The organism is Flagellimonas zhangzhouensis, from assembly GCF_900102925.1.
Classification (GTDB): Bacteria; Bacteroidota; Bacteroidia; order Flavobacteriales; family Flavobacteriaceae; genus Flagellimonas; species Flagellimonas zhangzhouensis.
Genome location: NZ_FNKI01000002.1, coordinates 1,397,954 through 1,422,401, shown reverse-complemented (window position 1 = coordinate 1,422,401; position 24,448 = coordinate 1,397,954). Strand labels below are relative to the sequence as shown.

The 24,448-nt window shown below is 38.3% G+C and carries 22 protein-coding genes and 1 tRNA gene; 7 read left to right on the top strand and 16 right to left on the bottom strand.

The window, feature by feature from the left end:
- Positions 1–89 precede the first annotated feature (89 nt).
- Positions 90–1,517 (bottom strand): amidohydrolase, encoded by a 1,428-nt coding sequence (locus BLQ18_RS13320; RefSeq protein ID WP_090297228.1) that lies wholly within the window; start codon positions 1,515–1,517, stop codon positions 90–92.
- 189 nt (positions 1,518–1,706) lie between these two features.
- Positions 1,707–2,063, bottom strand: a complete 357-nt coding sequence (locus BLQ18_RS13315) for a bleomycin resistance protein (protein WP_090297636.1) — start codon at positions 2,061–2,063, stop codon at positions 1,707–1,709.
- Positions 2,064–2,176: 113 nt separating this feature from the next.
- On the opposite strand from BLQ18_RS13315, the gene BLQ18_RS13310 reads away from it, so the two are divergent.
- Positions 2,177–4,429: a xanthine dehydrogenase family protein molybdopterin-binding subunit gene (locus BLQ18_RS13310; RefSeq protein ID WP_090297225.1), complete on the top strand. Its 2,253-nt coding sequence runs from the start codon at positions 2,177–2,179 to the stop codon at positions 4,427–4,429.
- 81 nt (positions 4,430–4,510) lie between these two features.
- Here the strand turns inward: BLQ18_RS13310 and BLQ18_RS13305 are convergent, their stop codons facing one another.
- Both BLQ18_RS13305 and BLQ18_RS13300 read right to left on the bottom strand, forming a co-directional pair.
- Positions 4,511–5,314 (bottom strand): hypothetical protein, encoded by an 804-nt coding sequence (locus BLQ18_RS13305; protein ID WP_175443762.1) that lies wholly within the window; start codon positions 5,312–5,314, stop codon positions 4,511–4,513.
- Between the two features lie 480 nt (positions 5,315–5,794).
- Positions 5,795–6,562 (bottom strand): DUF6090 family protein, encoded by a 768-nt coding sequence (locus tag BLQ18_RS13300; RefSeq protein ID WP_090297216.1) that lies wholly within the window; start codon positions 6,560–6,562, stop codon positions 5,795–5,797.
- A 229-nt stretch (positions 6,563–6,791) separates the two neighbouring features.
- Here BLQ18_RS13300 and BLQ18_RS13295 point away from each other — a divergent pair, with 229 nt between their 5' ends.
- Entirely contained in the window at positions 6,792–7,640 is an 849-nt protein-coding gene (locus BLQ18_RS13295) for a toxin-antitoxin system YwqK family antitoxin (protein WP_090297213.1), read from the top strand.
- 160 nt (positions 7,641–7,800) lie between these two features.
- On the opposite strand, the gene BLQ18_RS13290 is transcribed toward BLQ18_RS13295, so the two are convergent.
- Together BLQ18_RS13290 and BLQ18_RS13285 are read right to left on the bottom strand one after the other, a co-directional pair.
- A complete protein-coding gene (locus BLQ18_RS13290) occupies positions 7,801–8,745 on the bottom strand; it encodes an alpha/beta fold hydrolase (RefSeq protein WP_090297209.1) in 945 nt (314 codons plus the stop codon).
- Between the two features lie 534 nt (positions 8,746–9,279).
- Positions 9,280–9,353, bottom strand: a tRNA-Met gene (locus BLQ18_RS13285).
- A gap of 139 nt (positions 9,354–9,492) precedes the next feature.
- On the opposite strand from BLQ18_RS13285, the gene BLQ18_RS13280 reads away from it, so the two are divergent.
- The gene (locus tag BLQ18_RS13280) at positions 9,493–9,876 is read left to right on the top strand and encodes an START-like domain-containing protein (RefSeq protein ID WP_090297633.1); all 384 of its coding nucleotides are present in this window, start codon (positions 9,493–9,495) and stop codon (positions 9,874–9,876) included.
- Between the two features lie 54 nt (positions 9,877–9,930).
- Positions 9,931–10,785 (top strand): aminotransferase class IV, encoded by an 855-nt coding sequence (locus BLQ18_RS13275; RefSeq protein ID WP_090297206.1) that lies wholly within the window; start codon positions 9,931–9,933, stop codon positions 10,783–10,785.
- Here the strand turns inward: BLQ18_RS13275 and BLQ18_RS13270 are convergent.
- The 5 genes from BLQ18_RS13270 to BLQ18_RS13250 form a co-directional block, all read right to left on the bottom strand.
- Positions 10,778–11,338: a YqgE/AlgH family protein gene (locus tag BLQ18_RS13270; RefSeq protein ID WP_090297200.1), complete on the bottom strand. Its 561-nt coding sequence runs from the start codon at positions 11,336–11,338 to the stop codon at positions 10,778–10,780. The genes BLQ18_RS13275 and BLQ18_RS13270 overlap by 8 nt on opposite strands.
- A gap of 123 nt (positions 11,339–11,461) precedes the next feature.
- On the bottom strand, positions 11,462–11,734 hold the full coding sequence (locus BLQ18_RS13265; RefSeq protein WP_090297196.1) for an HU family DNA-binding protein: 273 nt from the start codon (positions 11,732–11,734) through the stop codon (positions 11,462–11,464).
- Positions 11,735–11,911: 177 nt separating this feature from the next.
- Positions 11,912–12,874: a methionyl-tRNA formyltransferase gene (fmt, locus tag BLQ18_RS13260; RefSeq protein WP_090297193.1), complete on the bottom strand. Its 963-nt coding sequence runs from the start codon at positions 12,872–12,874 to the stop codon at positions 11,912–11,914.
- A complete protein-coding gene (locus BLQ18_RS13255; RefSeq protein WP_090297189.1) occupies positions 12,855–14,747 on the bottom strand; it encodes a RecQ family ATP-dependent DNA helicase in 1,893 nt (630 codons plus the stop codon). Before BLQ18_RS13255 ends, fmt begins: the two co-directional genes overlap by 20 nt.
- Positions 14,747–15,310: an AAA family ATPase gene (locus BLQ18_RS13250; RefSeq protein ID WP_090297630.1), complete on the bottom strand. Its 564-nt coding sequence runs from the start codon at positions 15,308–15,310 to the stop codon at positions 14,747–14,749. The genes BLQ18_RS13255 and BLQ18_RS13250 overlap by 1 nt, the downstream gene beginning before the upstream one ends.
- A gap of 88 nt (positions 15,311–15,398) precedes the next feature.
- Here BLQ18_RS13250 and BLQ18_RS13245 point away from each other — a divergent pair, with 88 nt between their 5' ends.
- From BLQ18_RS13245 to murA, 3 genes are all read left to right on the top strand, one after another.
- Positions 15,399–15,686, top strand: coding sequence for a DUF493 family protein (locus BLQ18_RS13245; RefSeq protein ID WP_090297185.1), 288 nt, complete (start codon positions 15,399–15,401; stop codon positions 15,684–15,686).
- Between the two features lie 83 nt (positions 15,687–15,769).
- On the top strand, positions 15,770–16,414 hold the full coding sequence (locus tag BLQ18_RS13240) for a DUF4290 domain-containing protein (RefSeq protein WP_090297623.1): 645 nt from the start codon (positions 15,770–15,772) through the stop codon (positions 16,412–16,414).
- Positions 16,415–16,429: 15 nt separating this feature from the next.
- The gene (gene murA / locus BLQ18_RS13235) at positions 16,430–17,737 is read left to right on the top strand and encodes a UDP-N-acetylglucosamine 1-carboxyvinyltransferase (RefSeq protein ID WP_090297182.1); all 1,308 of its coding nucleotides are present in this window, start codon (positions 16,430–16,432) and stop codon (positions 17,735–17,737) included.
- A gap of 1 nt (position 17,738) precedes the next feature.
- On the opposite strand, the gene BLQ18_RS13230 is transcribed toward murA, so the two are convergent.
- The 5 genes from BLQ18_RS13230 to BLQ18_RS13210 all read right to left on the bottom strand — a co-directional run bounded on the left by BLQ18_RS13230 (position 17,739) and on the right by BLQ18_RS13210 (position 24,448).
- Positions 17,739–19,733, bottom strand: coding sequence for a tetratricopeptide repeat-containing sensor histidine kinase (locus BLQ18_RS13230; protein ID WP_090297178.1), 1,995 nt, complete (start codon positions 19,731–19,733; stop codon positions 17,739–17,741).
- A 123-nt stretch (positions 19,734–19,856) separates the two neighbouring features.
- The gene (locus tag BLQ18_RS13225; protein ID WP_090297173.1) at positions 19,857–20,861 is read right to left on the bottom strand and encodes a pirin family protein; all 1,005 of its coding nucleotides are present in this window, start codon (positions 20,859–20,861) and stop codon (positions 19,857–19,859) included.
- Positions 20,862–20,915: 54 nt separating this feature from the next.
- Positions 20,916–22,343 carry an amidohydrolase gene (locus BLQ18_RS13220; RefSeq protein ID WP_090297170.1) on the bottom strand — a complete coding sequence of 476 codons (1,428 nt, stop codon included), beginning with the start codon at positions 22,341–22,343 and terminating at the stop codon, positions 20,916–20,918.
- Positions 22,344–22,442: 99 nt separating this feature from the next.
- Positions 22,443–23,756, bottom strand: coding sequence for a cryptochrome/photolyase family protein (locus tag BLQ18_RS13215; protein ID WP_090297167.1), 1,314 nt, complete (start codon positions 23,754–23,756; stop codon positions 22,443–22,445).
- Positions 23,756–24,448, bottom strand: a complete 693-nt coding sequence (locus tag BLQ18_RS13210; RefSeq protein ID WP_090297164.1) for an SDR family NAD(P)-dependent oxidoreductase — start codon at positions 24,446–24,448, stop codon at positions 23,756–23,758. Before BLQ18_RS13210 ends, BLQ18_RS13215 begins: the two co-directional genes overlap by 1 nt.

The window sequence follows — 24,448 nt, the reverse complement described above, 5'->3', positions numbered from 1 at the left end:
CTCTTTTGTGATTTGATTTTAAAGTATGTGTAAAAAAAGACCACTTAAAAAGTGGCCTTCTATTCAAACACGATAGCGCTTAAATTTAGTTACTTTCTGTAGTCCAAAGCAGGAGGGCGATTGCCCAATAAAGGAACATATTTAAAATCCTTTCCTCGTTTTTCTTCAAACTCAATTTTGGCTTTTTCTATCAGTTTTTGGTCTTTATAAATATCAATAGCGGTAAGGGCAATGGTCTTGGCGGCTACCATCATTCCTTTTTTGCCAATAGAGGTCCCTCCAGCTGCAACGGCTTGCCAGCTATGCCCTGGGGTTCCAGGTACAAAGGTTGCCGCAATCATTCCAATGGTAGGTACCACAAAACTTACATCGCCAATATCGGTTGAACCATTAATTTTGGTTCCTGTTTTATAGGGTTGAATGGTTTCATTTTTGGAGGCGTCGATAGTTTCCATACCCAAACTTTTTACGATTTGCTCACCAAACACATTTTCTTCTTCTGAATAATCGAAACCTCCAACTTCTACCAAGTTATCGTACATCACTTCTTGAAGCGTAAGGTTTGGAAGTAATTCATAAGTTCCTCCGATCATTTCATATTCCATGGTAGTGCCAGTACCTAAAGCAGCACCTTCGGCAGCTTTTACGATTCGGTCGAACACATCAATAACCACATTACGGTTAAAGTGACGAGCATAGTAATATACTTCCGCATAATCAGGTACCACATTAGGTGCTTTTCCACCGCTTGTGATCACATAATGAATTCTAGCATCTTGCGGAATATGTTCACGCATCATGTTCACCATAAGGTCCATGGACTCTACGCCGTCTAGTGCAGAACGTCCTCTTTCAGGTGCACCTGCAGCATGGGCAGAGATTCCTGTAAATCTGAACTTAGCAGATTTATTGGCCATGGAGGTAAATGGGTTAGCATTGTTGGAATCTCCAGGGTGCCAGTGAAGTGCTACATCAACATCATCAAAAACCCCTTCACGCACCATATATACTTTACCAGAACCACCCTCTTCAGCTGGGGTTCCATAAAAACGGATTTTACCTTTGGTATTGGTAGCTTGCAACCAATCTTTTACTGCAATTGCAGCCGCAACGGAAGCAGTTCCGAATAGGTTATGGCCACAGGCATGACCAGCTATGCCTCCAGCAGGTTTTTTTTCGGGTACAGCTTGCTGTGAAAGACCAGGCAATGCATCAAACTCACCTAAAACAGCCAAAACAGGACCATCGATACCAAATTCAGCAACAAACGCGGTAGGGATTCCAGCGATTCCAGCCTTAATGGTAAAACCAGCATCTTGTAAAGTTTTTTGAAGTAAGGCAGAACTTTTCTCTTCTTGATAACCGACCTCGGCCAATTCCCAAATTTCCTGGGATATTTCGCCATAAGCTGCGGCTTGTTCGTCCAATTTTTTAAGGACATCTTTTTTGCTCTTTTGTGCTTGCAGATTACTTAAACACAATAGCAAAACAAGTAGGGTTGAGGTTGATTTCAACATACAATTTTGAGTTAGTTAGGCAGCTAAAGTATTGGTTGTGCAATTAAAGGGAAAGTTTTGCGAACTCTTTTGAAGTTGATTTATTGGATTCGTAAAAAATGGCAGAAAATATAACTGTGGTAGAAATGAGAAGCTCCTTAATCGGGAAGTTTTTCAATTCATGATGCGCGGATTTCAACCTTAAACGGACTACATTGATTGACCAAAAGTCAGCAAATTGTTGTCTGGATCAAGTATTGAAAATTCCTTTTGCCCCCAAGGTTTTATTTCTAGCCTACCATCGGGATGGATTGAAGTTTTAGTATCCAAGAAAGATTGGTATAATTCATTAATATTATCGGTTCGAATATAAACTTGACCATAATTTTCTTTTGGGTCAATGGATTTAAATTCAAAAAAATGGATTTGTATTTGGTCCTTTTCCATCATCAAATAACCGTCAAAATCCGCACTGCCAAATACCCTGAAACCTAACTGGTTTTTGTAAAATTCCAGTGTCACAGTTTTGTTGCGCATGGGTAGTTTGGGGTTGATATCGATCAGCATATTGGAATTGTTTGAAACGTAACTTAATGTAGCCATTTTAATTGTGTTTGATTATTGTATGCCATCTTCAATCTATTTCAGTAATTTCATGGAATCACTTTCAATAAAATACCATGAGCATAGATGTAACACCAGCCCAATTAAGTAGACGAACTTTTTTAAAATCTTCCTCCTTGGCAGGGGGCGGGCTGTTTTTGGGCTTTAGCTGGATGGTGTCTTGCAAGGATAATTCAACTGCTGTAAACGACAATCTGCCTGAAGAATGGATAAAAGTAAGTGGATATATAAAAATAGCCACTAACGGAAAAATTACCATTATGTCTCCAAACCCTGAGGGAGGACAGAACGTTAAGACATCCATGCCTATGATCATTGCAGAAGAGTTGGATGCTTTGTGGAAAGATGTGATAGTGGAACAGGCACCGTTGGACACCGAAAACTTTACAAGACAATTTATAGGAGGAAGCCAAGCCATTCGTCAAGGATGGCGAAGTCTTCGAACTGCAGGTGCAACCGTAAAGCAAATGTTGAAACAAGCCGCAGCAGAGACATGGCAAGTCCCTGCGGATGAAATTACAGCATCGGACGGGCAATTGTTTCATGCAGCAAGTAATAAATCGGGTAGTTATGGGGAATTTGTCGCTGCCGCTTCACAACAGCCTATTCCAGAAGATGTAGCTTTAAAGGAGGTCAACGACTTTAAACTAATTGGAACATCACAAAAGAATGTTGATGTTAAAAAGATTATTACTGGAAAGCCATTGTTCGGGATCGACACTTTTAAAGAGGGTATGTTGATTGCAATGCTAGTTCAACCGCCAGCTTTTGGCATGAAACTTAAGGATTTTGATGGTTTAGAAGTGAAAGCATTGCCTGGAATTAGGGATGTATTTGCTATTAAAACCTATAATGAGGATTACAAATGGCAATTTTTTGATACTTGCTCATTTATGGATAAGGTGGTGATAGTTGGCGAATCAACTTGGCAAGTAATTCAAGCTAAAAAACAACTGGAGTCAAAAATACAGTGGGAGTTAAACGATGCATTAGAGATTACTAGGGATAGATTCGGAACCGATCAAACATTGACTTTTCCAGCAGGTTTGGAATCCAGTAAGGATCATATGGATAAAATGAAACAATTGGTTTCTACCAAGGGAACCGAGCAGCGAAAAGACGGAAACCCCGAAAAGGTCTTCGCACAAGCAAGTAAAATTGTAGAAAAAACCTATTCTGCACCATTTTTGGCCCACAATTGTATGGAACCTATGAACTTTTTTGCCCATGTGACCGAAAACAGTGCATTCTTATCAGGTCCATTACAAAAGCCCGAGTTTACAGAAAAAACAGTATCAGCACGTTTGGGAATACCCTTGGAGAACATTGAAATTGAAATGACAAGATTGGGCGGTGGATACGGAAAACGTTCCTATGCCCATTGGTTGGTAGAAGCAGCCATAGTTTCGCAAAAAATGAACGCACCCATCAAATTGGTGTATTCTCGGGAAGATGATATGACTTCAGGAATCTACAGGCCAACCTATATGGCAAAATATAAGGCAGCTTTAGGTGATGACAATAGTTTATTAGGATTACAGGTAAATGCTGGAGGAACGCCCGAAAGTCCATTATATGCAAATCGATTCCCTGCGGGTACGATTGAAAATTATTTAGCTGAGAATTGGATCATTCCTTCCAATATAACATCAGGTTCGTTCAGGGCACCTAGTTCCAATTTTATGGCCAGTGCCGAACAGTCTTTTTTAGATGAATTGGCAGAAGAAATGGGGAAAGATCCTATTTCCTTGCGCTTGGAGTTATTGGAAAATGCAAAATCTAACCCTGTTGGTGAACGAAATGATTACGATGCCGATCGTTACGCGGGCGTTTTAAAATTGGTAAGGGATATGTCCAATTGGGGAGAAGAAAAAGAGGGTGTATATCGAGGTGTTTCTGCTTACTTCTGTCATAATACCTATGCTGCCCAAGTTGTGGATTTGACTTTGGAAAATGGTGCTCCCGTTGTCCAAAAAGTGTATTGTGTCGTAGATTGCGGAATTGTAATAAATCCAGATGCCGCCAATAATTTAATAGAGGGAGCCATTGTGGATGGTATTGGAAATGCCATGTATGGCAAACTTGATATAAAGGATGGAACACCCGAACAACAGAATTTTGATCGCTACAGAATTATTCGGATGACCGAAGCGCCCAAGGAAATTGAAGTCCGTTTTGTAGAAAACTCCATTGACCCAACTGGTTTGGGAGAACCTGCATTTCCGCCCGTGATGCCAGCTTTGGCTAATGCACTATACAAGGCCAAGGGAAAACGATTTGACCATCAGCCGTATAGCGATTATTTATAAATCCTAGCAATTCCCAAAAAAGGCTTGATAAACTGGGATTAGGAGGCTTTAAATCAATCTTTTATTTAAACTTTACTGTTTTCATTTTACCTGATAATCTATTAAATACCTTTTTTTAAACTCTTTAATTTGATTTTCCTCATAAAAAGGAACCCCTGGTTGAGTACCAAATATTTGCTTTCCATCCATTCTCCAATGATATCGGTCCACCAGAAGTATGAATATGTTTTCACTCAAATCCTCATTTTGGTATGCTTTCAAAGCATATGGAAATAATGTACTAAAAACTTCCAACTTGTTTGTATGTGTCATAATAACAGCTGCATTGGACGCAAATTTTGAACCAACTAAAGAAATTCCAGGATAACCATGTTTCTTACATATCTTATACAATGCCTCACTATTGGCATCATCCAAGGTCCTTTGCTTTTCAATCAGGGTTTGGTCTTGGAGAAAATTCGACAAACTCCGATATTTTTGATCTTTGGCAGACAAAGTTTTTATAGTCTCTTTTAGATCAATGTTCAACTGTTTTGCAGGAATATGACTATCGGTTACATTTTGTCCAATTTCTGCCTTATCAGGTGTTACCTTGGTTTCCATTAGATCAATGAATTTCTTACCCAACATTTCATGAAATGGAAGTTTTTCGATACTTCCATAATATCTTGAACTATCATCAATCAAACCTTGAAACTTAACATTGTTCTTGGCTTTACTTTTCAATAACAGAGCTTCTACTTTGGCTATGTCTTCCGATAATAAACAATGGGCAAGTGCCAAGTTCCAATAATCGGCATATGTGGTATCTTTTGACCTGGACAATAGCCTAGTGGTATTTTCAAGAATCTTTTGACCATATTCAAGCTTGAACTCCTCGGTCATTTTTGGTGCTCTGATTTGACTTGTCAATATATTGGCTATGAATAAGAATAAAATAAATGTTATTTTTTCCATGAGCTTGCCTTAATCCTACAAAGAATTTTATCGTTTATTTGAACTTTCAAGTGATAATTATAAGTTTAATTTTTGGTTGATTATTTAACACCAACAACTCATTACTATTCATTATCCCGTCCTTTAATAGTTACATACATTGCCAATATTATCATTAAACTTGATAGAATACGCATCCAAAACCCCAGACCCATATCATCAGAAAAGAAAATAAAATTTATAGCTATTAAAATGGCGCTAGCTATAATAATCAATAAGGGCAAATTCCTTCTTTTCATCGATTATTTTAATTCTCTAAATCACAACTTACGGTACTTTCTCTATAAATAAGAAAGTTTAGAAGGGTATTTACTGTTTTAGTTGACATTTTACCACTTCATTTAAATTGGCCAATATTGATAAGTAATTCTATTCATATTCTTGAGTTTCTTTCTCCAACAATTGAATCACTTTATTGTTCAATGTTTCATATTCTTGATTCTTGATCAGCATATTGTTTAAAAGGAACAATTTGTTATCCACCATACTTTCAAATTTTCTATCCTTTAAGATAATCCTGTTGTCCTGGGGAACAAGCTTACTTTTGCCTATCCTATCTTTAATGGGGGCGAACCTGTAGTCAACTTGTCTTAATGAAATATTGTCGTAGAGATAAGGAACAAAATTGTTTGAACCATCGTTATTTTCTATATCCTCTGTTTGCTGGATATTTGCATAAATACTTGGGATTTGATATAAGTAGTCACGCAAGCTGTCTGAAGCTATTAACGATACTTCACCAGAACTTAAGGCCTCATTTAAGGTGGAAGATTTATGGCTTAAATTTGGTGAGGTTAGAATAGAGTAAATTAGAGAGTCAACAGTTTGTTGATTTTTGTCGGCAAAATCTTCCCCCATAAGCTGTAAAAAATGCTCAGCATCAGTCATCAATGATTTAATTTCAGCAATATTCTTATCAATGGCCATTCTGTTGTTGTAGCTTTCGATAAGCAATCTGTCCATGAGGTTTTTTGATGCCCTACTCTCCGTTTGTTTGGTGTTCCAGTTATTCACTTGCAGAGCCAAAAGAATACCAATCATCACAAGTACAATTTCTCCAACGGCATATTTAAGGTATTTTCCCGTTTTTCCTTCTGAAAGTAATTGCTGGCGGATTTTCCTGAAGAACTTGATCATTGGAGGTTGGTTTCTCTAAAGATATGGTTTTTATGTAATTAGGATAACTTATTGGAAAAGTGATGTACAATTATGTTACGAATTTTAATGGTGATATGTAATAATCTGAGAATGAAATTCTAAAATGTATAGTTCGGCAAACAGTACTGGATACTTTACTGGTATTTTAATCGTTCCTAAATAGACCAATTCTTAACCTCAACTAAATAAACCAATCAATTAGTCAATAATGAAGCATCTTTCTATTACCCTTTTTCTAGTTTTAAGCTCAATTTTACATGCACAAGAAACCAAAACCTATTACGATACTGGTGAATTGAAGGAAGTTGGAATGATAAAGAATGGCAAGCATGTAGGACTTTGGAAAGCTTATCATAAAAATGGCCAATTGGCTGTAATGGTCAATGTTGTAGATGACAAACCAGACGGTGAAATGAAGTCATATCATGAAAACGGGCGATTGGCAGAAGTAAAAGATCATATGCATGGGGAGCAACATGGAATTTTTGCTAGATACGATGAAACTGGTCAAATATTGGAAGAGGGGAATTATGCAAACGGAAAAGAGCATGGCAATTGGAAAAAATTCTACGAAACGGGACAGTTGAAAGAAGTTGGAACTTACCATAATGGTAAAAAGAAAGGAGAATGGAAGACTTTTTATGAAAATGGACAGCAACATGAGTTGGAAACCTATGTTGATGGCAGTAGGGAAGGTCTATACAAAGAATATAACATGAATGGAAGTTTAATTTCTACGGGGAACTTTAAAGATGCATATGAGTCGGGAGAATGGAAGTTCTTTTATGAAGACGGAAAATTACAAGCCAAGGGTAACACACTAACGGGCAGCAGGAATGGAGAATGGGAGTATTATCATGAAAATGGTCAATTATCCATGGTCAAGTTATTTAATAGGGAAAGGCTTATGGAGGTGATTTCTTGTTTTGACGGAAAGGGGAATCCAATGAAAAAAGGAACCTTGATCAATGGAAATGGAACTGTGTATTATTATGATATTGAGGGTAATTTAACTGGTGATGAAGAATATATGGAAGGGGAATTGTTAACTTTTTAATGATTACACTTTTAAAGGGGTGGTTATTATCGTTTAACTGAACTTCGGTAACGTGTAAATGTAAGCGTCAGTAATGGGAAAATGTGCAATCACTTTCCGCTGACGCACCTAATTCAGCCGTTATTCCTTTTACATGTTTTTACAAGCTGCCTTTTATACATCAATGCTTACCTATAAATTCAAGGACAATTTTATTGAACTCATTAGGATTTTGATATTCTAAACCATGAGATGCATTTGATAATTCTTTTACTTCGCTATTAACTATACATTTTGATAACTCGTCAGTAATAACTGTGAGAACTTTAGGAGACCTATCACCCTTTATAAGTAAGGTAGGTTTATTTAATTTATTTAAATCTTCACACACTAATGGCGGATATGGATTTTCAGTTAATAAAATACCTTTAAGTTCGAACGCATTATCCATCATTAGTTTCTTTTCCTTTTCAGTTGCTTTCGAGAAATGGAGACTATCAGTTAAAATACTTCCAATAAATAGTTCAACTGCTTTTTTATCATTATTACTATTAAAGGCTTGAGCCGAAGGCATCACCACATTCATAATAAAATCATTACCTATAGTTTCACCATCAGAAGTATACTGCAAGAATGACACAACTGGTGGTTCACCAAGTGTGAGGCTTTTTACTAATTCTGGATTTTCTAATGCTGCCATTAAAGATGTAAAAGCACCATAAGAATGCCCAACTAGATGTACGGGACCTAAATTAAGTGCTTTTAAAAATTGAGTAAGGTCATTTGAATGTTGAGTTACGGAATAATCGTTAGTTTCATTGGCTTCCTGTTTGTTTGGGTGTGCATAACGTCTACTTATGGCAATTACCCTATAATCTTCTGAAAAAACTTCTGTTTGAGCTTCCCAAGTGCGATAATCACCTACACCACCATGAACAAAAACTACAGGCTCTCCCTTCCCAATATCAAGATAATTGATGGTATAGTCATTAACTTCTATGCTTTTCAATTTTGGAGATTCTACTTCCACCACTTTTTCAGGTTTTGCTTCCCTTTTGTTTTTGCATGAGTATGAACTAAAAAGCATCATTCCAATAATAATTACGGAGATAAGATTAGTTTTCATAATTGGATAATTTAAATTGGATAAATCAACACCTTTATAAAATACTACTTTACTAATTAATATTGTGGAGCTATGTGTGAACTGTTGACCAAAATGTATAGATGGGAATTTTAATTAATATTCTGTAATCCAGAACATTGGCAATGGTAACTTAGTTGATTGAAGGGGTTTATTAGGTTAATCGATGTCTGGAATTCCATAATTTATGCCTTCCTATACATATCCAAAAACCATAGCCTGAAAGTTCAATAAAAAGGTGGGTTAATTACGGCTAGTTGTTAAGGTTTATTTTGTAATATCAAAACGATTCACACGTAAAGAATTAAGTGCCTTCACAACTCTATAGGAAAGGGGCCTGGTCTTTTTTAATTTTTGGTATACCCCCGTCAAATCTTATAGCTTTTATTATCACAATGAGTGTTGAATTATATATTTTAAATAAGTCGAAGTCATATGGTCATTTAAATTATCGGGAAAATATCGGGCACAAAAAAAAGCCATTCAACTAAAACAGCTAAATGACTTTGATTTTTGTAGCGAGAGAGGGACTTGAACCCTCGGCCTCCGGGTTATGAATCCGACGCTCTAACCAGCTGAGCTACCTCGCCATGATTTTTGCTAAGCGGGTGCAAATATATGTTTAAATTTTCGCTGAATCAAAATTCATTATTAATTTATTATTTGATATTTATTTTTTTATCTTCCCAAATTATATCAAATGTCGAAAAGGAATTAAAGAACGCTAACATGAGTGATAAGACTAAATTTGAACTGGAGTTTGTAATCCATGCTTCACCTCAGTTGCTATACAATTATATTGCCACCCCATCAGGCTTGTCAGAATGGTACGCCGATAATGTGAATTCACGCGGTGAAATGTTTACTTTTATTTGGGACGGGGCCGAAGAAAAGGCCAAAATGTTGAAAAGAAAAAGCGAGGAATTCGTAAAATTTGCTTGGGAGGAAAATGAGGACGGTTCATTTTTTGAAATGCGCATTATCGTAGACGAAATAACCAAAGATGTATCTCTATTTATAACGGATTTTGCTGAAGATGACGAGGTGGACGAAGCTAAAATGCTTTGGGAAAACCAAGTATCCGATTTAAAACAGGTTTTGGGTTCCACCTAAACCAATTCTCCAGTAAGCTGTATCTTTGTCCCGCTAAAAAATCGGGACTTTTTCATGGTTAATTTTAACGGAGCACTTTTTGCTGAAGATTCAACGCTATTAACTGCCAACAACAGAGGACTTAAATATGGCGATGCCCTTTTTGAGACAGTTCGTTGTGTAAATGGAACTGTATTTTTTTGGGAGGACCATTATTTTAGGTTGATGGCATCCATGCGAATTCTTCGTATGGAGATTCCTATGGAATTTACGTTGGAATTCTTGGAAGAAGAAATCAAGAAAACTATCGAAGCCAACGCCTTGGGAGATAATTCGGTTAGAATTAGATTGACTGTATTTAGGAATGATGGGGGATTGTATACCCCAGAGACCAATAATGTGTCCTATGTAATTGAAACCTCAGCTCTGGACTCACCATTTTATATTTTGGAAGATGGTGATTATGAAGTAGAGCTTTTTAAGGATTTCTATGTAAACAAAGACATGTTGAGCACTCTTAAAACTTCCAATAAAGTTTTACATGTAGTGGCTAGTGTCTTTGCCAAGGAAAATGGTTATTCTAATTGTTTATTGGTCAACAACGAAAAACAAGTGGTGGAGTCCATAAACGGAAACTTATTTTTGGTAAAAGATAATGTAATTAAAACCCCACCTTTAAGCGATGGTTGTTTGGATGGTATTATTCGTAAAAAGTTGATGGAAATTATCGAAGCCACTGAGGGTTTAGAACTGCAGGAGGCATCCATATCTCCATTTGAACTGCAGAAATCGGATGAGTTGTTCATTACCAATACCATCATGGGAATTCAATCCATAAGTAAATACAGGAAAAAAGTATTCGGAAATACCGTTGCCAAAAGCTTGGTCGGTAAATTGAATGCGAAAGCTAGAATTTCACAGGCTAATTAAGCGAAGGATTTTCGGGGGCATTGGACCAAAGCAGATAATCACCTCCCAGTTCCACCATTTTTTCTTTCCAAAATGCAATGGCAGATTTTTCTAGGATACTGCTTTCATATTCATTTTGCACCACTACCCACGATTTGGAGGATAGTTCCTGGTCTAACTGCTGGGAACCCCATCCTGAATACCCTAAAAAGAATCGTATATCCTGTTGTGAAATGGTACCTCCATTGATAAGTTCTACGGTTTTATCAAAATTGCCGCCCCAAAAGATACCATCAGATATTTCAATACTGTTTTCAATCAAGTGAGGCACTTTATGAATAAAGTAAAGATTGTCCTGCTCAACAGGGCCGCCGTTAAATACTTGAAATGGAATTGTGATTTCAGAAACCAAATCACAAATGGTATAATCCAAGGGTTTATTTAATATAAAACCCACTGAACCTTCATGGTTGTGCTCTGCAATGAGAACCACAGATCTATTAAAGGAAACATCTCCGGTAAGCGAAGGCTCCGCAACAAGCAAATTTCCCTTTTTAGGCTCGTAACTCACCATAGTTATAGGATTCGTGTTCTTAAATTTAACATAATAATCAATATTTGCAAAAAAAGAAGTACCTATTTCAACTAAAAAAGCACCCCTAAAAGGAGTGCTTTCATATATTAAATAAAAAATTGATTAGTTTACTGCACCGCTCAATTCTGCTCCTGCTTTGAACTTTACTACGTTCTTAGCTGCAATCTTGATGGTTTGACCAGTTTGAGGGTTTCTACCTTCTCTAGCGCTTCTTTTAGAAACTGACCAAGATCCGAAACCTACCAAAGAAATTCTGTCTCCTTTTTTAAGAGTTCCTTCTACATTTCCCAAGAAAGATTCCAATGCTTTTTTTGCTGCTGCTTTAGTGATGCCAGCATCAGCTGCCATAGCATCGATTAATTCTGTTTTGTTCATAATGGAATTAAATTAATTGTTGTTAATATAATTTTAATGCTAAACAAATTTATATGGATTCTCCAGTAACGCAAGTAAAACCAAGGGAAATAGAGCTTTTTGTTGATAACTTGAAACGTTTGTTGATAAAGTGGGAAAAAAACGACAAGTTTTAGCTAGCCCAAGCCTAGCAAGGGTTTAGCGAAGATGGGCTTCATTTTCCAAATTTAGGCCATTTAGAATATCACCTACCTTCATTCTACGTTTACCAGGTAACTGAAGTTCCAATAATATAATGAAGCCATTTTTCACTGCAACTTTAAGTGATTTTTTCTCCAACACCAGTGTTCCAATGTTGTAGTTGTGCTCTGTAAGCTCTATTTCTGTAGAAAATATCTTGATTTGTTCTTCTTTATCCCCATTGATCATGGTAGTCCAAGCACCAGGGTATGGGCTCAACCCACGAATATGGTTTTGAATCTGTTCCAAGCTTGTGTTCCAATCAATTTTGCAGGTTTCTTTATGAATTTTTGGCGCTGCCTTTAATTCCGAACTTTCCTGTTGTACTTTTCGAATTACTGTTCCAGCTTCAATCTGTTGGCAAGTTTCTACGACCAACTCACCTCCGATAGCCATTAATTTATCGTGCAAGGATCCCACATTATCCTCGGGAAGTATCTTTTCTGTTTTTTGAAGGATAATATTTCCAGTATCTATTTTCTCATCAATAAAAAAGGTGGTTACTCCAGTTTCCGTTTCACCATTTATAATGGCCCAATTTATAGGAGCTGCTCCACGATATTGGGGCAGGAGGGAAGCATGAAGGTTAAAGGTGCCATATGTTGGCATTTGCCAAACAGCTTTGGGTAACATTCTAAAGGCAACCACAACCTGAAGATTGGCCTCAAGACTTTTCAATTCCTCCAAGAAGTCCTCATCCTTTAAATTGGTGGGCTGCAATACCTTTAAATTATGAGCAACAGAAAATTGTTTTACTGCCGATTCTTGAACCTTTCTACCACGACCAGCAGGTCTGTCTGGGGCAGTAATGACCCCAACCACATTAAAGTCGGCTTTTAAAAGTTGATCCAAGGTCCCCACAGCAAAATCGGGGGTGCCCATAAATACAATACGAAGGGGGTTATTTTTTGATGTACTCATTTTTAAAATTTAAAGCAACCACTTCATCTTCCAGAAGACGTTGCAATGTTTTAAGCAAATCCTTTTCATTCGCACCAGTAACTTTTTCCAACTTGCGGGAGGAATGTGGGCCTAGGTCCAGCAATTCCAATATGCGTTGCTCCAGTTCGTGGGGAGAGACAAGCTTGCTCTTTTTTGTGCAAATATCGCAGGTGCCACACTTTTCTGCATTTTTTTCTCCGAAATAATTCAACAAATACACGTTGCGGCACACCTTTTTATTTTTGATGTAGCCCAACATCGCAGCCATATTGTTCTGTTTCACGGCATTGAGTTCCTTAATTTTATTTGCGAAGGGATTAATGGTATGGTCATCTTCACGGGGAACCAAAAAAGTAATTTCAAGGTCGCTGGTGTTGTTTTGATACTCCACCATCCCATCAGCCAACAATTGCTCCATTATTTTTTTGAGCTTAGCCTCGCTTTCGCCAGTTTTTTTCGAAAGTAAATCCAGACTGATTTTAGTTTCGTATTCCATAATTCCGCCATAGGTGCGCAATATGGTCTGAATTATCGGTGCTGTTTTACGGTTTTTATCCAAATAATCGAATATAACAGCTTTGGACACCACAAATTGTAGGGTAGTTTTCTCCTTAAAGTTTTCGGAAAGGGATAACACTGAATTTTGGTCCAACATCCGAAGGGCATTAAAAGCCATGTTGGGATTAAAGTTGTAGTGCTGACAAAACTCATTGAACTTAAAAGCCAATGGTTCAGAAACCAATTCACCGTACGAAATTTGAAAGTGATTGTTGAGTTTGGAATAGACGGTTTTTACAAAATTGACATCGGGCAAGGCCGATAAAAATTGTTGTTTGGCCCGTTCCTCATCCTCTTTTGAGGTTAAAATAATCGCTGTGGAGGATTTTCCATCCCTTCCGGCTCTTCCAGCTTCCTGAAAATAACTTTCCAGACTATCCGCAATTTGATAGTGCACCACCAAACGAACATCAGGTTTGTCCACGCCCATTCCAAAGGCATTTGTGGCGACCATGACCCGTACTTTTCCGACTAACCATTCATTCAGTTTTTTCTCTTTTTCTGATTTTGGAATTCCCCCATGAAAAAAGGAGGCAGAATAACCATTTTCATTCAAATAGTTGGCGATGGTAATGGATGCTTTTCTGGAGCGGACATACACAATTCCACTTCCGTCTATTTTAGTTAGGTATTTTTTAAGCTGATAAAGTTTGTCCTCGGTATGTTTTACCTTAAATATAATATTGGAGCGTAAAAAAGAATCCTTAAAAACCGAAGCCTGTTCTAGGTTCAGGTTTTCTAAAATATCTTCGATTACCCTTGGTGTTGCTGTGGCTGTCAGTGCGATGATGGGTGTTTCTGGTATTAGTTCCCGCAAAATGGAACAGCCCAGATAGGCAGGTCTAAAATCGTTGCCCCATTGCGATATACAATGCGCTTCATCAATCGCAATAAGGTTCACATTCATTTGTTGAATGCGCTCCTGAACCATACTTTGTTGTAATCGCTCTGTTGAGAGGTATAGGAATTTATAATTGCCATAAAGGCAATTGTCCAATCGGTTGCTGAGTTCTTCAACAGAAATGCCACCTGTAAGGGCAACAGCTTTTATTCCTCGCTTTTTAAGTTGACTTACTTGATCTTGGATCAAGGCAACCAAAGGAGAGACCACAATGCAAATACCTTCGTTCACCAAAGCAGGCACTTGGTAGCAAATGGATTTGCCTCCACCTGTGGGCATTAAAGCCAATACATCCTTGCCCGATAAAACAGTATCGATGATGTTTTTTTGGGAGCCCCGAAAATCATCATGACCCCAAAATCCCCTTAAAATGGAAGTTGTCTCTTTTCGCACTAAGGATTTTTAAGTGTTTCCAAAATAAAATCAATCCTATTTAGGACCGTATCTTTTGGCACTTCGATGGGGTTATAGCCAAATTGTGTGTACGTGTTTACCAAGGCATGATGTAAATGTTCGGCTTCTTCAAAAGTTTCCAATCTTTCATTGTCCGAAACGTAAATATCTTTCCAAGGTGGCACTATAAAAACAATGTCATACCGATGTATTTTACAGGGATGTTCAAATTCTTCATCATAATGCTGACCAAAAAAATCCATGTAGGCCAATACATCTGGTATACCTCTATCAAAAAAACTGATGGGCTCAAGGTTGTCCAGCGCATTTATATACTGTGCTGTTCTTCCGTGAAGCAAATCTTTGTTGAACTGCATGGCGTCATCTGCAAATACCAAAGGATTGGAGATAAATTCTGCCAAACCACTTTTTGACTTTTCCTTTAAGGTCATGTCGCGAATGATCTCATGGTAGCAAATATGCCCTTGTTCCTCCAAAACTTTTACGATGGAAGTTTTTCCAGTTCCAGGTGCTCCTGTAATAACAACTTTGTTCTTGCCCAAACACATTAATTTAACAATACAAAGTAATGAAATAGCCCCAAGTAAAAAAAATTGTGCTCTAAGCCATATATTTGTAGAAAAATGAAGCATGGATAAGGATAATTCAGATGAATTTTATGCAAGGTTGAAGGAGCAGTTGTTGGAAAACACCAGTTGGCCATCCGATTACCTGTATAAATTTATTGTACCTACCGATGAGAAACGCATTGCCCAAATCCATGATATTTTTGATAATACGGGCGCTGTAATAGAATCCAAAAAATCAAAAAAAGGCACTTACACCAGTTTGTCAATTACGGTAAACCTGGAAAGTCCCGATGCGGTTATCGAAAAATATAAGGAAGTATCGGTTGTGGAAGGCGTAATTTCGCTCTAAAGCCTTGATTTGCCATAATTTTATTAATTTGCGTACGTTAATGGAAATACTTCCCGTTGATTAATTTTCATAATACATTTAGTTTGAACTCAGTAGAAAATATAGAATACAATACAGAGCGTCCTAAGCTTTTTATTCCAGAGTACGGTCGTCATTTTCAGAAGATGGTCGATCATGCCGTAACCATTGAAGACCGTGAGGAGCGCAATAAAATGGCCAAGGCCATCATCAGCGTGATGGGTAACCTTCAACCGCATTTGCGCGATGTTCCCGATTTTCAGCATAAATTATGGGATCAATTGTTCATAATGGCCGATTTTAAATTGGATGTGGATTCTCCTTTTCCGATAACCTCCAAAGAAATTTTGCAGCAGCGCCCAGAACCATTGGGCTATCCTCAAAACTTTCCAAAATATCGTTTTTACGGCAACAACATTAAGCGAATGATCGATGTTGCAGTAAAATGGGAAAAGGGAGACATGCGTTCAGGATTGGAATATACGATTGCCAATCACATGAAAAAATGTTACCTAAACTGGAATAAGGACACCGTGGAAGACATAGTGATTTTTGGCCACCTAAAGGAGTTGAGCAATGGTGAGATTGATTTGGCCAAGGATGGTGAAAATCTAACGGATAGTGGACAGTTCTTAAAAAACAGATTGTCCAAATCCAATCGAGGAGGAAGCAAAAAAGGTGGGCAAAGAGGTCGCAAAAAAAGATATTAAACTCCAAAGAAATACATGGGTACATTTCGTATTGAGGGTGGACACCAACTTCACGGTAGCATAACACCCCAAGGGGCAAAGAACGAAGCATTACAGATTCTTTGCGCAGTATTACTTTCAGAAGAAAAAATTACCATAAACAACATTCCCGACATTGTAGATGTCAATAAATTGATTGCCTTATTGGAAGATTTGGGTGTAAAAATCCAAAAGAAAGGCAAGGGTTCCTATACCTTCAAGGCAGATGATGTGAACTTGGACTATTTGCAATCCGACCAGTTTAAACAAGATGGTAGAGGGTTAAGAGGTTCCATTATGCTGGTTGGGCCATTATTGGCCAGATTTGGTAAGGGATACATTCCCAAGCCAGGGGGGGATAAAATTGGAAGAAGACGGTTGGATACCCACTTTGAAGGATTTATTAAACTTGGCGCCAAATTCCGTTATAACAAAGAAGAGCACTTTTATGGGGTAGAGGCTGAAAAGCTTACAGGAACCTATATGTTGTTGGATGAAGCTTCGGTTACAGGTACAGCCAATATTGTAATGGCCGCTGTTTTGGCAAAAGGAGCCACTACCATTTATAATGCAGCCTGCGAACCCTATTTGCAACAATTGTGCAAGATGCTCAACAGAATGGGAGCCAAAATCTCTGGAATCGGCTCTAATTTATTGACCATTGAGGGAGTTGATTCCTTGGGAGGTACCGAGCACACCATGTTGCCCGATATGATCGAAATTGGAAGCTGGATTGGATTGGCTGCCATGACCCAAAGCGAACTGACCATTAAAAATGTGAGTTGGGACGATTTAGGATTGATTCCGAATGTATTTAGAAAATTGGGAATTACAGTTGAGCGAAAAGGCGACGACATTTTTATTCCTAAACACGATAAAGGATATAAGATTCAGAATTTTATTGATGGATCTATCCTCACAATTGCCGATGCACCTTGGCCAGGCTTAACGCCCGATTTGTTAAGTATTATTTTGGTGGTGGCTACTCAAGCAAAAGGAGAGGTGCTTATTCACCAAAAAATGTTTGAAAGCCGACTTTTCTTTGTGGATAAGTTGATAGATATGGGTGCCAAGATCATTCTTTGTGATCCACACCGTGCTACCGTAATTGGTCATGATTTTAAATCTACCTTGAAAGCTACGACCATGGTGTCACCAGATATTAGGGCAGGTGTTTCATTGTTGATTGCCGCCTTATCTGCCAATGGTACATCTACCATTCATAATATTGAGCAGATCGATCGCGGTTACGAAAACATTGATGAACGACTTAGGGCTATTGGTGCGAAAATAGTACGCATGTAATTTAGTCTTCTTTCGGAATTAAAATCGTGACGCGAGTTCCAGTCGCAGTACCCTTGTTCAGGTTTTCAATTTGAACCAAATCAAGATTGGTGAATTTCTTCAGGGCATCGATACGTTTTTCAGTAATCGACATGCCTCTTGAGATTCTATCACTTTGTTTTTTGTTTTGGTTTGATGAGATGCCAACTCCATTATCCTCGATGATACATTCAATGAATTCTGGACTATCGTTGAAGTACAGGTTTAATTGTTTAGAACCCTCTTTGGGCATTAAACCGTGGATGATGGCATTTTCAATATAGGGTTGCACCAAAAGCATGGGCACTTCATGGGCATCCACATCCAGATTTTCATCAATATGAAAGACGTATTGGAAACTATTGTCGAATCGAAGGGCTTCCAATTCCACATAAATTTTTAGCAATTTGATTTCCTCGCTCAACAACAAACTGATGTTGATGGAGCTTTCCAGTACTTGACGGAGCAGTTTGGAAAACTTGCACAAATAATTGAGTGCATTTTCTCGGTCGTTGGCATGAATCAGGGATTGGATGGAGTTCAGTGAATTAAAAATAAAATGCGGATTCATCTGGGCACGGAGCATACGTTTTTCCAGTTCCTTGTTCATGCTCTCGATAGTTTGGTTCTGTTCGGAAATCAAGGTGTTTTTTTCCAATAGAACAGCATTGCTCTTTTTCTTGCTTCGAAACCTGAAGTACAACAAACTGGCAGAAAAAAGTAAAAGCAATGAAATAATAATTAAATACGTCATCCGTTTGTTGTTCAAAGAAATTTCACTGCCCAATAAGGCCATTTGCAGTTCATTTTCCTTTAACTCACGGTCTTTTATATAAACATCGTGAAGTATTTGCAGGTTTTGGATTTCCTTTACTTTGGTCTCGTTGAGTAGGCTGTCTTGGTACACCATACTTTGTTTGAGGTGTTCATTGGCTTTGCCATAATTGCCAATTTGCTCATGTATTTGAGCTGCCAAGTCATGTGCTTTTTGTTTGTTCTCATATTCGCCCATAACCTTTAGTGCTTCTAGATTTTTATTGGAGTATTCAAGGGCATTCTCCATTTTATTTTGCTGAAACATAAGGTTGGCCAGATTTTCATATGCTAGGGCGATTTCCTGTTTTAAGGAGTGTTTTATTGCTGTCTGTAACGACTTTAACAAGTAGTCTTCTGAAAGACTCCATTGCTTTAAGTTCAGGTAACAAAGACCAATATTTGAATAGACTTGGCTTAGTTGTAGGGTGCTATTATTGTTTTGAAAAATTGTGGCTGCTGGTAAAAGTTTCTCTAAGGCCGCATCATAATCCTTGTGTTTAAGGTCAATTTCTGCCATATCTGCATACATACTAGATTTAAAGGTTTCGCTATATGCTCTTCCATAATTTTCGACAGACCTTTGGTAACTATCAATGGCTTTTTGGTAATTTTCAATTGCCTTTTCATCTTCGTCCATTTTATCATATAACAATCCAAGGTTTCCGTAGATAAAATGTACGTCTTCATAGTACTGTACGGAATCAGCAATTTTTAATCCTTCAAGGTAATATTCTTGACTGGTGGGATAATCGCCGATTCGCTTGTAAATAATTCCAAAGGTGTTAAACAGATTGATTAGGGTATCAAAATCATTATGTTGTTTGGTTAGTTCAAGACATTGCTTCAAATATTCCAGCGACTCCACATAATTACTGGTCATTCCGTGGGTTAATGCCAGCGTATATATTCCTTTGATTTCCCCTTGGGCATATTCAATTTCTCTGGATTTTTCTATACTTTGTTGAATGAGGTCAATCGACTTTTCAACGTCCAATGAACGTATAGCAATGCTTTGAGATCGTAATAATTTTACTTGAGTAGTATCATCAGCAGTCTTCATCAGGTTTTGAAGACTGTCCAATTCCTTTGTTTGGGATAGACAAAACTGACCAATAAGAAGCACAACCCAAAGGGTTGGGATTAAGGTTTGGCTGGGTTTCATTTAGTTTGTTTTCAGCAAGATACATGAAACTATGCTAAAACCACAGCTAAATTTAGGGATTGCCCTTTTCAGTTTACGGATTAACCATATGAAACTACGGATTTACCATAGCGTGCAAAAAAACTAGCTTTTTTCCACCAATTTTCCATCAGGGTATAAGGCAAATCTACCTTTATCTTTTTCGTGTACATTATCGGCATGTGGCCATGGCCATCCTCCAAATTGGGTTAGACGGTATTCCTCCATCGCTTTTTGGATTTCCTCTTGGGTGTTCATTACAAAAGGACCATATTTTGCCACGGGTTCTCCGATTGGTTTACCTTGCAAAAGCATAAAATGAGCCTTTTTTGAACCTGTTTTAATATGTACATCTTCCGAAGGGTCCAATACAATTCCAAAATTCGGGTTGATTTTTTTATCACCGATATGGATTTCATCCCCATCATAAAAGTAAAGTACACGGTTTACCGATAAACTTGCTTTTGGCAAAACATATTCTGAATCAGCATTCACGTGAATGTTCCAAACAGCCACTTCATTTTCTGGATTGGCTGCCCAAGAATCTGGGGCAGGAGTAATGGGTTCAATATTTTTATACGTACCCGCAACTACTTTAATGGTTGCGTTATCTTCGTCAACAATAGGTATATCTTCATTCCATAGCATTTTAAAATGAGGGTCAACAAACTTTCCAGCTTTTGGAAGATTCAACCAAATCTGAAACAGTTCCAAAGGATTTTCCACATCATCTTTTAACAGCGGAAACATTTCAGAGTGTTGCACACCTCTTCCCGCCGTCATCCATTGCACATCTCCCTCTCCAAATCTTCCTGCGGCACCCAACGAATCGGAATGATCGCAATATCCTTTGTTTACAATAGTGATGGTTTCAAAACCACGGTGTGGATGGTATGGAAATCCAGGAATGGTTTGTCCGTGGTACATGCGCCAATCGTTACTCGGGTCAAAATCACTGCCCAAGTTTCTGCCAGCCAATAAAGAGGCGTCGGGGCCCATTTCTCCATTTCCTTTAGGAAAATGGTCCAAATGGTACACACTGAACAAAAATGGATCTAGGGTCTGCCAAGGTGAACTTAACGGAAAGGTTTGTACAACAGGATTTTTCATAGCGTAATAGGTAATGAGTTAAAAAAGGCCTGCAAAAGCAGGCCTGAGTTTAATTTATTTTCCAGGAATTGGTGGAGGACCATCGATCATGGCCTCATATTTTACATCACCTTTTCTGGTTTTATATTCTTCTTTTACTTTTTCCACCAATTTTGGGTCATCAAAAAGATCCAACATGGTCATCCCCATAGCTTTGGAGGCATAGATCATACCTTTGTGACCAATGCTCATTCCTCCACAGGCAACCACGGCCCAAGAGTGCCAAGGAGTTCCTTTTGGAGCTACGGTAACACCTAAATTAATGTTAGGTACATTCCAACTAACATCACCTACATCGGTAGATCCACCACCTGGAAGCGCTTCTGTTTCTTTTAGGGGGTAAACTGCTCCGTCCATACCTACTTGTGGTTTTCCAGTAGCTTCTTGAATGGCTTTTCCATAGGTTTCTTCCTCTTCGGTATAAGTGATAGGGCCCAAAAGCTCCAAGTTGTTTTGCATGATTTTGCCTCCCTCACGATTCACCAAGGTTTCATAAATACCAGAAATCAAGGAGTATTTGTATTCTACATTCGCCATGATAGCAGCACCTTCGGCCATCGCTTTAACTCGTTCAAAAGTTGGAAGCATCACCTCTCTTTTAGGGTCACGTACACGTACCCACAATCTTGCATAATCAGGTACTACGTTAACCACTTGTCCGCCATCTTGAATGTGGTAGTGGATACGAGAAGTTGGTTTAATATGCTCTCTGTAATAGTTGATACCTGTTGTGTATAATTCTAATCCGTCGGCAGCGCTACGTCCATTCCATGGGTCTGCAGAGGCATGGGCAGCCTGACCATAGAATTCAACCATAAAATCTATTAAGGAAAGACCACTTTGAACGTCGGCTTCAATTTGAGCAGCAGGGTGCCAGCTTACATTTACATCAACATCGTCCCAAAGTCCAGCTTCTACCATCCACACTTTACCAAAGTATTTTTCTTCTGCAGGAGTTCCGAAAAACTTAACGGTTCCTTTTATGGTTCCAGCTTCAATTTGCTCTTTGATTGCGATAGCAGCTCCCAAACTTGCAGCACCGAACATATTGTGTCCGCAACCGTGACCTGGTTCGCCTTCAATTCTTGGATCTTTGGTCGGTACCGTGTTTTGGGAAAGTCCAGGAAGCGCATCAAATTCACCCAACACACTAATTACTGGTGATCCAGAACCATAAGTAGCGATAAATGCGGTTGGAATATTCGCTACCCCACGAGTTACGGTCATTCCATTTTCTTCGGCATAATCTGCCAACAATTCTGCTGAAATAGATTCTTCAAAAGCGGTCTCGGCCAGTGCCCAAATGGAATCACTGATTTTAATTAGGTTGTCCTTGTGCTTCTCTACGGAAGCAACAACAGCTTTTTTGTCCTTGGTCATCTTTTGGGCGGAGAGGTTTAAGGTCACCATTCCCAAAAGGAGTAAGGTTGAAATTTTCTTCATTTTAAAGGTTTTGAGTTAGTTATAAACTGTTGATTTCATCTTTCTTCAAGAGTCTGAAACGAAACTTCATCAACAGGTAATAAAATTAAAGAAAAAGCTTCAACTGACCGCTTCTTTGTAGGTTTTTAAACAGCGTTCACGCGCCATTTTATGGTCGACCATCGGTTCTGGATAAGTCAATTCCTGAAGGTCTGGCACCCAAGTGTCAATGTATTTTTTGTCCTTGTCAAACTTATTGATCTGCGTGGTCGGATTAAAAATCCTAAAGTAGGGTGCAGCATCCACACCACTTCCAGCGGCCCATTGCCAATTGCCCACATTGCTGGCCATTTCGTAATCCAACAGTTTTTCGGCAAAATAGGCTTCTCCCCAACGCCAATCAATTAACAAATGTTTACAAAGAAAACTGGCCACGAGCATTCGAACACGATTGTGCATGTACCCAGTTTGGTTCAATTCTCGCATTCCAGCATCCACCAGGGGATAACCTGTTTCTCCCTTTTTCCACTTTTCAAATTCCGACTCATTGTTTCGCCATTCAATTCTATCGTATTTTGGTCGGAATGCCGAATTGACCGTATGCGGAAAATGCCATAAAATTTGCATGAAAAATTCACGCCAAATCAGCTCGTTCCAAAAGGTTTCATTCTTTTCGTCTATGGCTTTTTTTACCATTTTTCGAATGGAAACAGTACCAAAACGCAGGTGTGGACCTAAACGGGAAGTGCCATTTTCTTTTGCGGGATAGTCCCGTGTGTCCTCATAATTTTGAATCAGATCTGAAGTGACTGTAAAATCGGGAACTTTAATGGAAGCTTCCTCAAACCCTAAATCTTTTAAAGAAAGTTGTGGCAGAGATTTGGATTGGAATAGTTTGTCACTAAGGTGATTTATGCTATCGTACTCCTTTAAATTACTAGTTGGATTAAAATTCTCTTTCCATTTGCGCATGTAGGGAGTGTAAACTACATACGGGTCTCCATCATCTTTGACCACTTCGTCTTTTTCAAATATCACTTGATCCTTAAAGGTGTTGAACTGGATATTATGCTCTTCCAAGAACTCCTTTATTTCCTTATCGCGTTTTTTTGCATACGGTTCATAATCGTGATTGGTATAGACTGCGTCAATATGGTATTCTTCGATTAAATTTTTGAACACCTTTTTGGGTGGGTCATAAAATTGAGCTATTCCGCTACCATAATCTGTGCCTAGTTGCTTATTCAGTTTTTGAAGTTGATCATGGATAAAAGTGACTCGTGCATCATTTTTTGGTAACTGTTCTAATATTTCTGGGTCAAAAATGAAGATTGGAAGCACAGATACATCATTTTGAAGGGCATGGTAAAGTCCAACATTGTCATCCAGTCGTAAATCGCGTCTAAACCAAAAAATGATAATTTTATCCTGCATTAGTTTACATTTAATGTGGACATACCTCCATCAACACCGATTACCTGACCTGTAACCCAAGAATTATTGGAATCCAATAGAAAAGTAGCCATGTTGGCAATGTCTCCAGTTTTTCCAACCCTTTTCATGGGGTGTCTTTGATTTATCAGTTCTTTTTTCTTGTCGTTACTCAATAACCGTTCGGATAAAGGTGTATCGACCAATGAAGGGGCAACAACGTTTACTCGGATTTTTGGGGCATATTCGGCAGCCAATGCTCGCGCAAAACCTTCAATGGCACCTTTTGCAGCTGCAACACTAGTATGAAAAGGCATTCCAGTTCCAACAGCAACCGTACTGAAAAAAACCATACTCGAACCTTCATTCATTCTATTGATAATTGACTTGACTGCTTTTACCAATGCGAAAAAGTTGATTTCCATATCGTTTTGAATGGTGTCAATTCCCATGGTCTTAAATGGTTTTAGGTTGATGCTGCCAGGACAATATACAAAGCCGTCCAATTTTTCGGGAATTACTTTTTCAGAAATATCTTCTTTTAGTGCATCAAATGGAATGTGGGTAATATTTGGATTAGAAAGTAGTTCAGAGCTTCGGCTTGCCACAAAAACGTGATGGTCTTTGGATAGCTTTTTGGCCATTTCCAAACCAATACCGTAAGAGCCTCCAATCAACAATATCTTCTTTTTCAT

Coding starts and splice junctions, on each gene's coding strand:
- fmt (WP_090297193.1), bottom strand. CDS start 12,874: ATGAGTACATCAAAAAATAACCCCCTTCGTATTGTATTTATGGGCACC.
- BLQ18_RS13275 (WP_090297206.1), top strand. CDS start 9,931: ATGGTTAATTTTAACGGAGCACTTTTTGCTGAAGATTCAACGCTATTA.
- BLQ18_RS13295 (WP_090297213.1), top strand. CDS start 6,792: ATGAAGCATCTTTCTATTACCCTTTTTCTAGTTTTAAGCTCAATTTTA.
- BLQ18_RS13210 (WP_090297164.1), bottom strand. CDS start 24,448: ATGAAAAAGAAGATATTGTTGATTGGAGGCTCTTACGGTATTGGTTTG.
- BLQ18_RS13280 (WP_090297633.1), top strand. CDS start 9,493: ATGAGTGATAAGACTAAATTTGAACTGGAGTTTGTAATCCATGCTTCA.
- BLQ18_RS13300 (WP_090297216.1), bottom strand. CDS start 6,562: ATGATCAAGTTCTTCAGGAAAATCCGCCAGCAATTACTTTCAGAAGGA.
- murA (WP_090297182.1), top strand. CDS start 16,430: ATGGGTACATTTCGTATTGAGGGTGGACACCAACTTCACGGTAGCATA.
- BLQ18_RS13305 (WP_175443762.1), bottom strand. CDS start 5,314: ATGACCGAGGAGTTCAAGCTTGAATATGGTCAAAAGATTCTTGAAAAT.
- BLQ18_RS13245 (WP_090297185.1), top strand. CDS start 15,399: ATGGATAAGGATAATTCAGATGAATTTTATGCAAGGTTGAAGGAGCAG.
- BLQ18_RS13270 (WP_090297200.1), bottom strand. CDS start 11,338: ATGGTGAGTTACGAGCCTAAAAAGGGAAATTTGCTTGTTGCGGAGCCT.
- BLQ18_RS13225 (WP_090297173.1), bottom strand. CDS start 20,861: ATGAAAAATCCTGTTGTACAAACCTTTCCGTTAAGTTCACCTTGGCAG.
- BLQ18_RS13215 (WP_090297167.1), bottom strand. CDS start 23,756: ATGCAGGATAAAATTATCATTTTTTGGTTTAGACGCGATTTACGACTG.
- BLQ18_RS13320 (WP_090297228.1), bottom strand. CDS start 1,517: ATGTTGAAATCAACCTCAACCCTACTTGTTTTGCTATTGTGTTTAAGT.
- BLQ18_RS13315 (WP_090297636.1), bottom strand. CDS start 2,063: ATGCTGATCGATATCAACCCCAAACTACCCATGCGCAACAAAACTGTG.
- BLQ18_RS13220 (WP_090297170.1), bottom strand. CDS start 22,343: ATGAAGAAAATTTCAACCTTACTCCTTTTGGGAATGGTGACCTTAAAC.
- BLQ18_RS13290 (WP_090297209.1), bottom strand. CDS start 8,745: ATGAAAACTAATCTTATCTCCGTAATTATTATTGGAATGATGCTTTTT.
- BLQ18_RS13265 (WP_090297196.1), bottom strand. CDS start 11,734: ATGAACAAAACAGAATTAATCGATGCTATGGCAGCTGATGCTGGCATC.
- BLQ18_RS13230 (WP_090297178.1), bottom strand. CDS start 19,733: ATGAAACCCAGCCAAACCTTAATCCCAACCCTTTGGGTTGTGCTTCTT.
- BLQ18_RS13310 (WP_090297225.1), top strand. CDS start 2,177: ATGAGCATAGATGTAACACCAGCCCAATTAAGTAGACGAACTTTTTTA.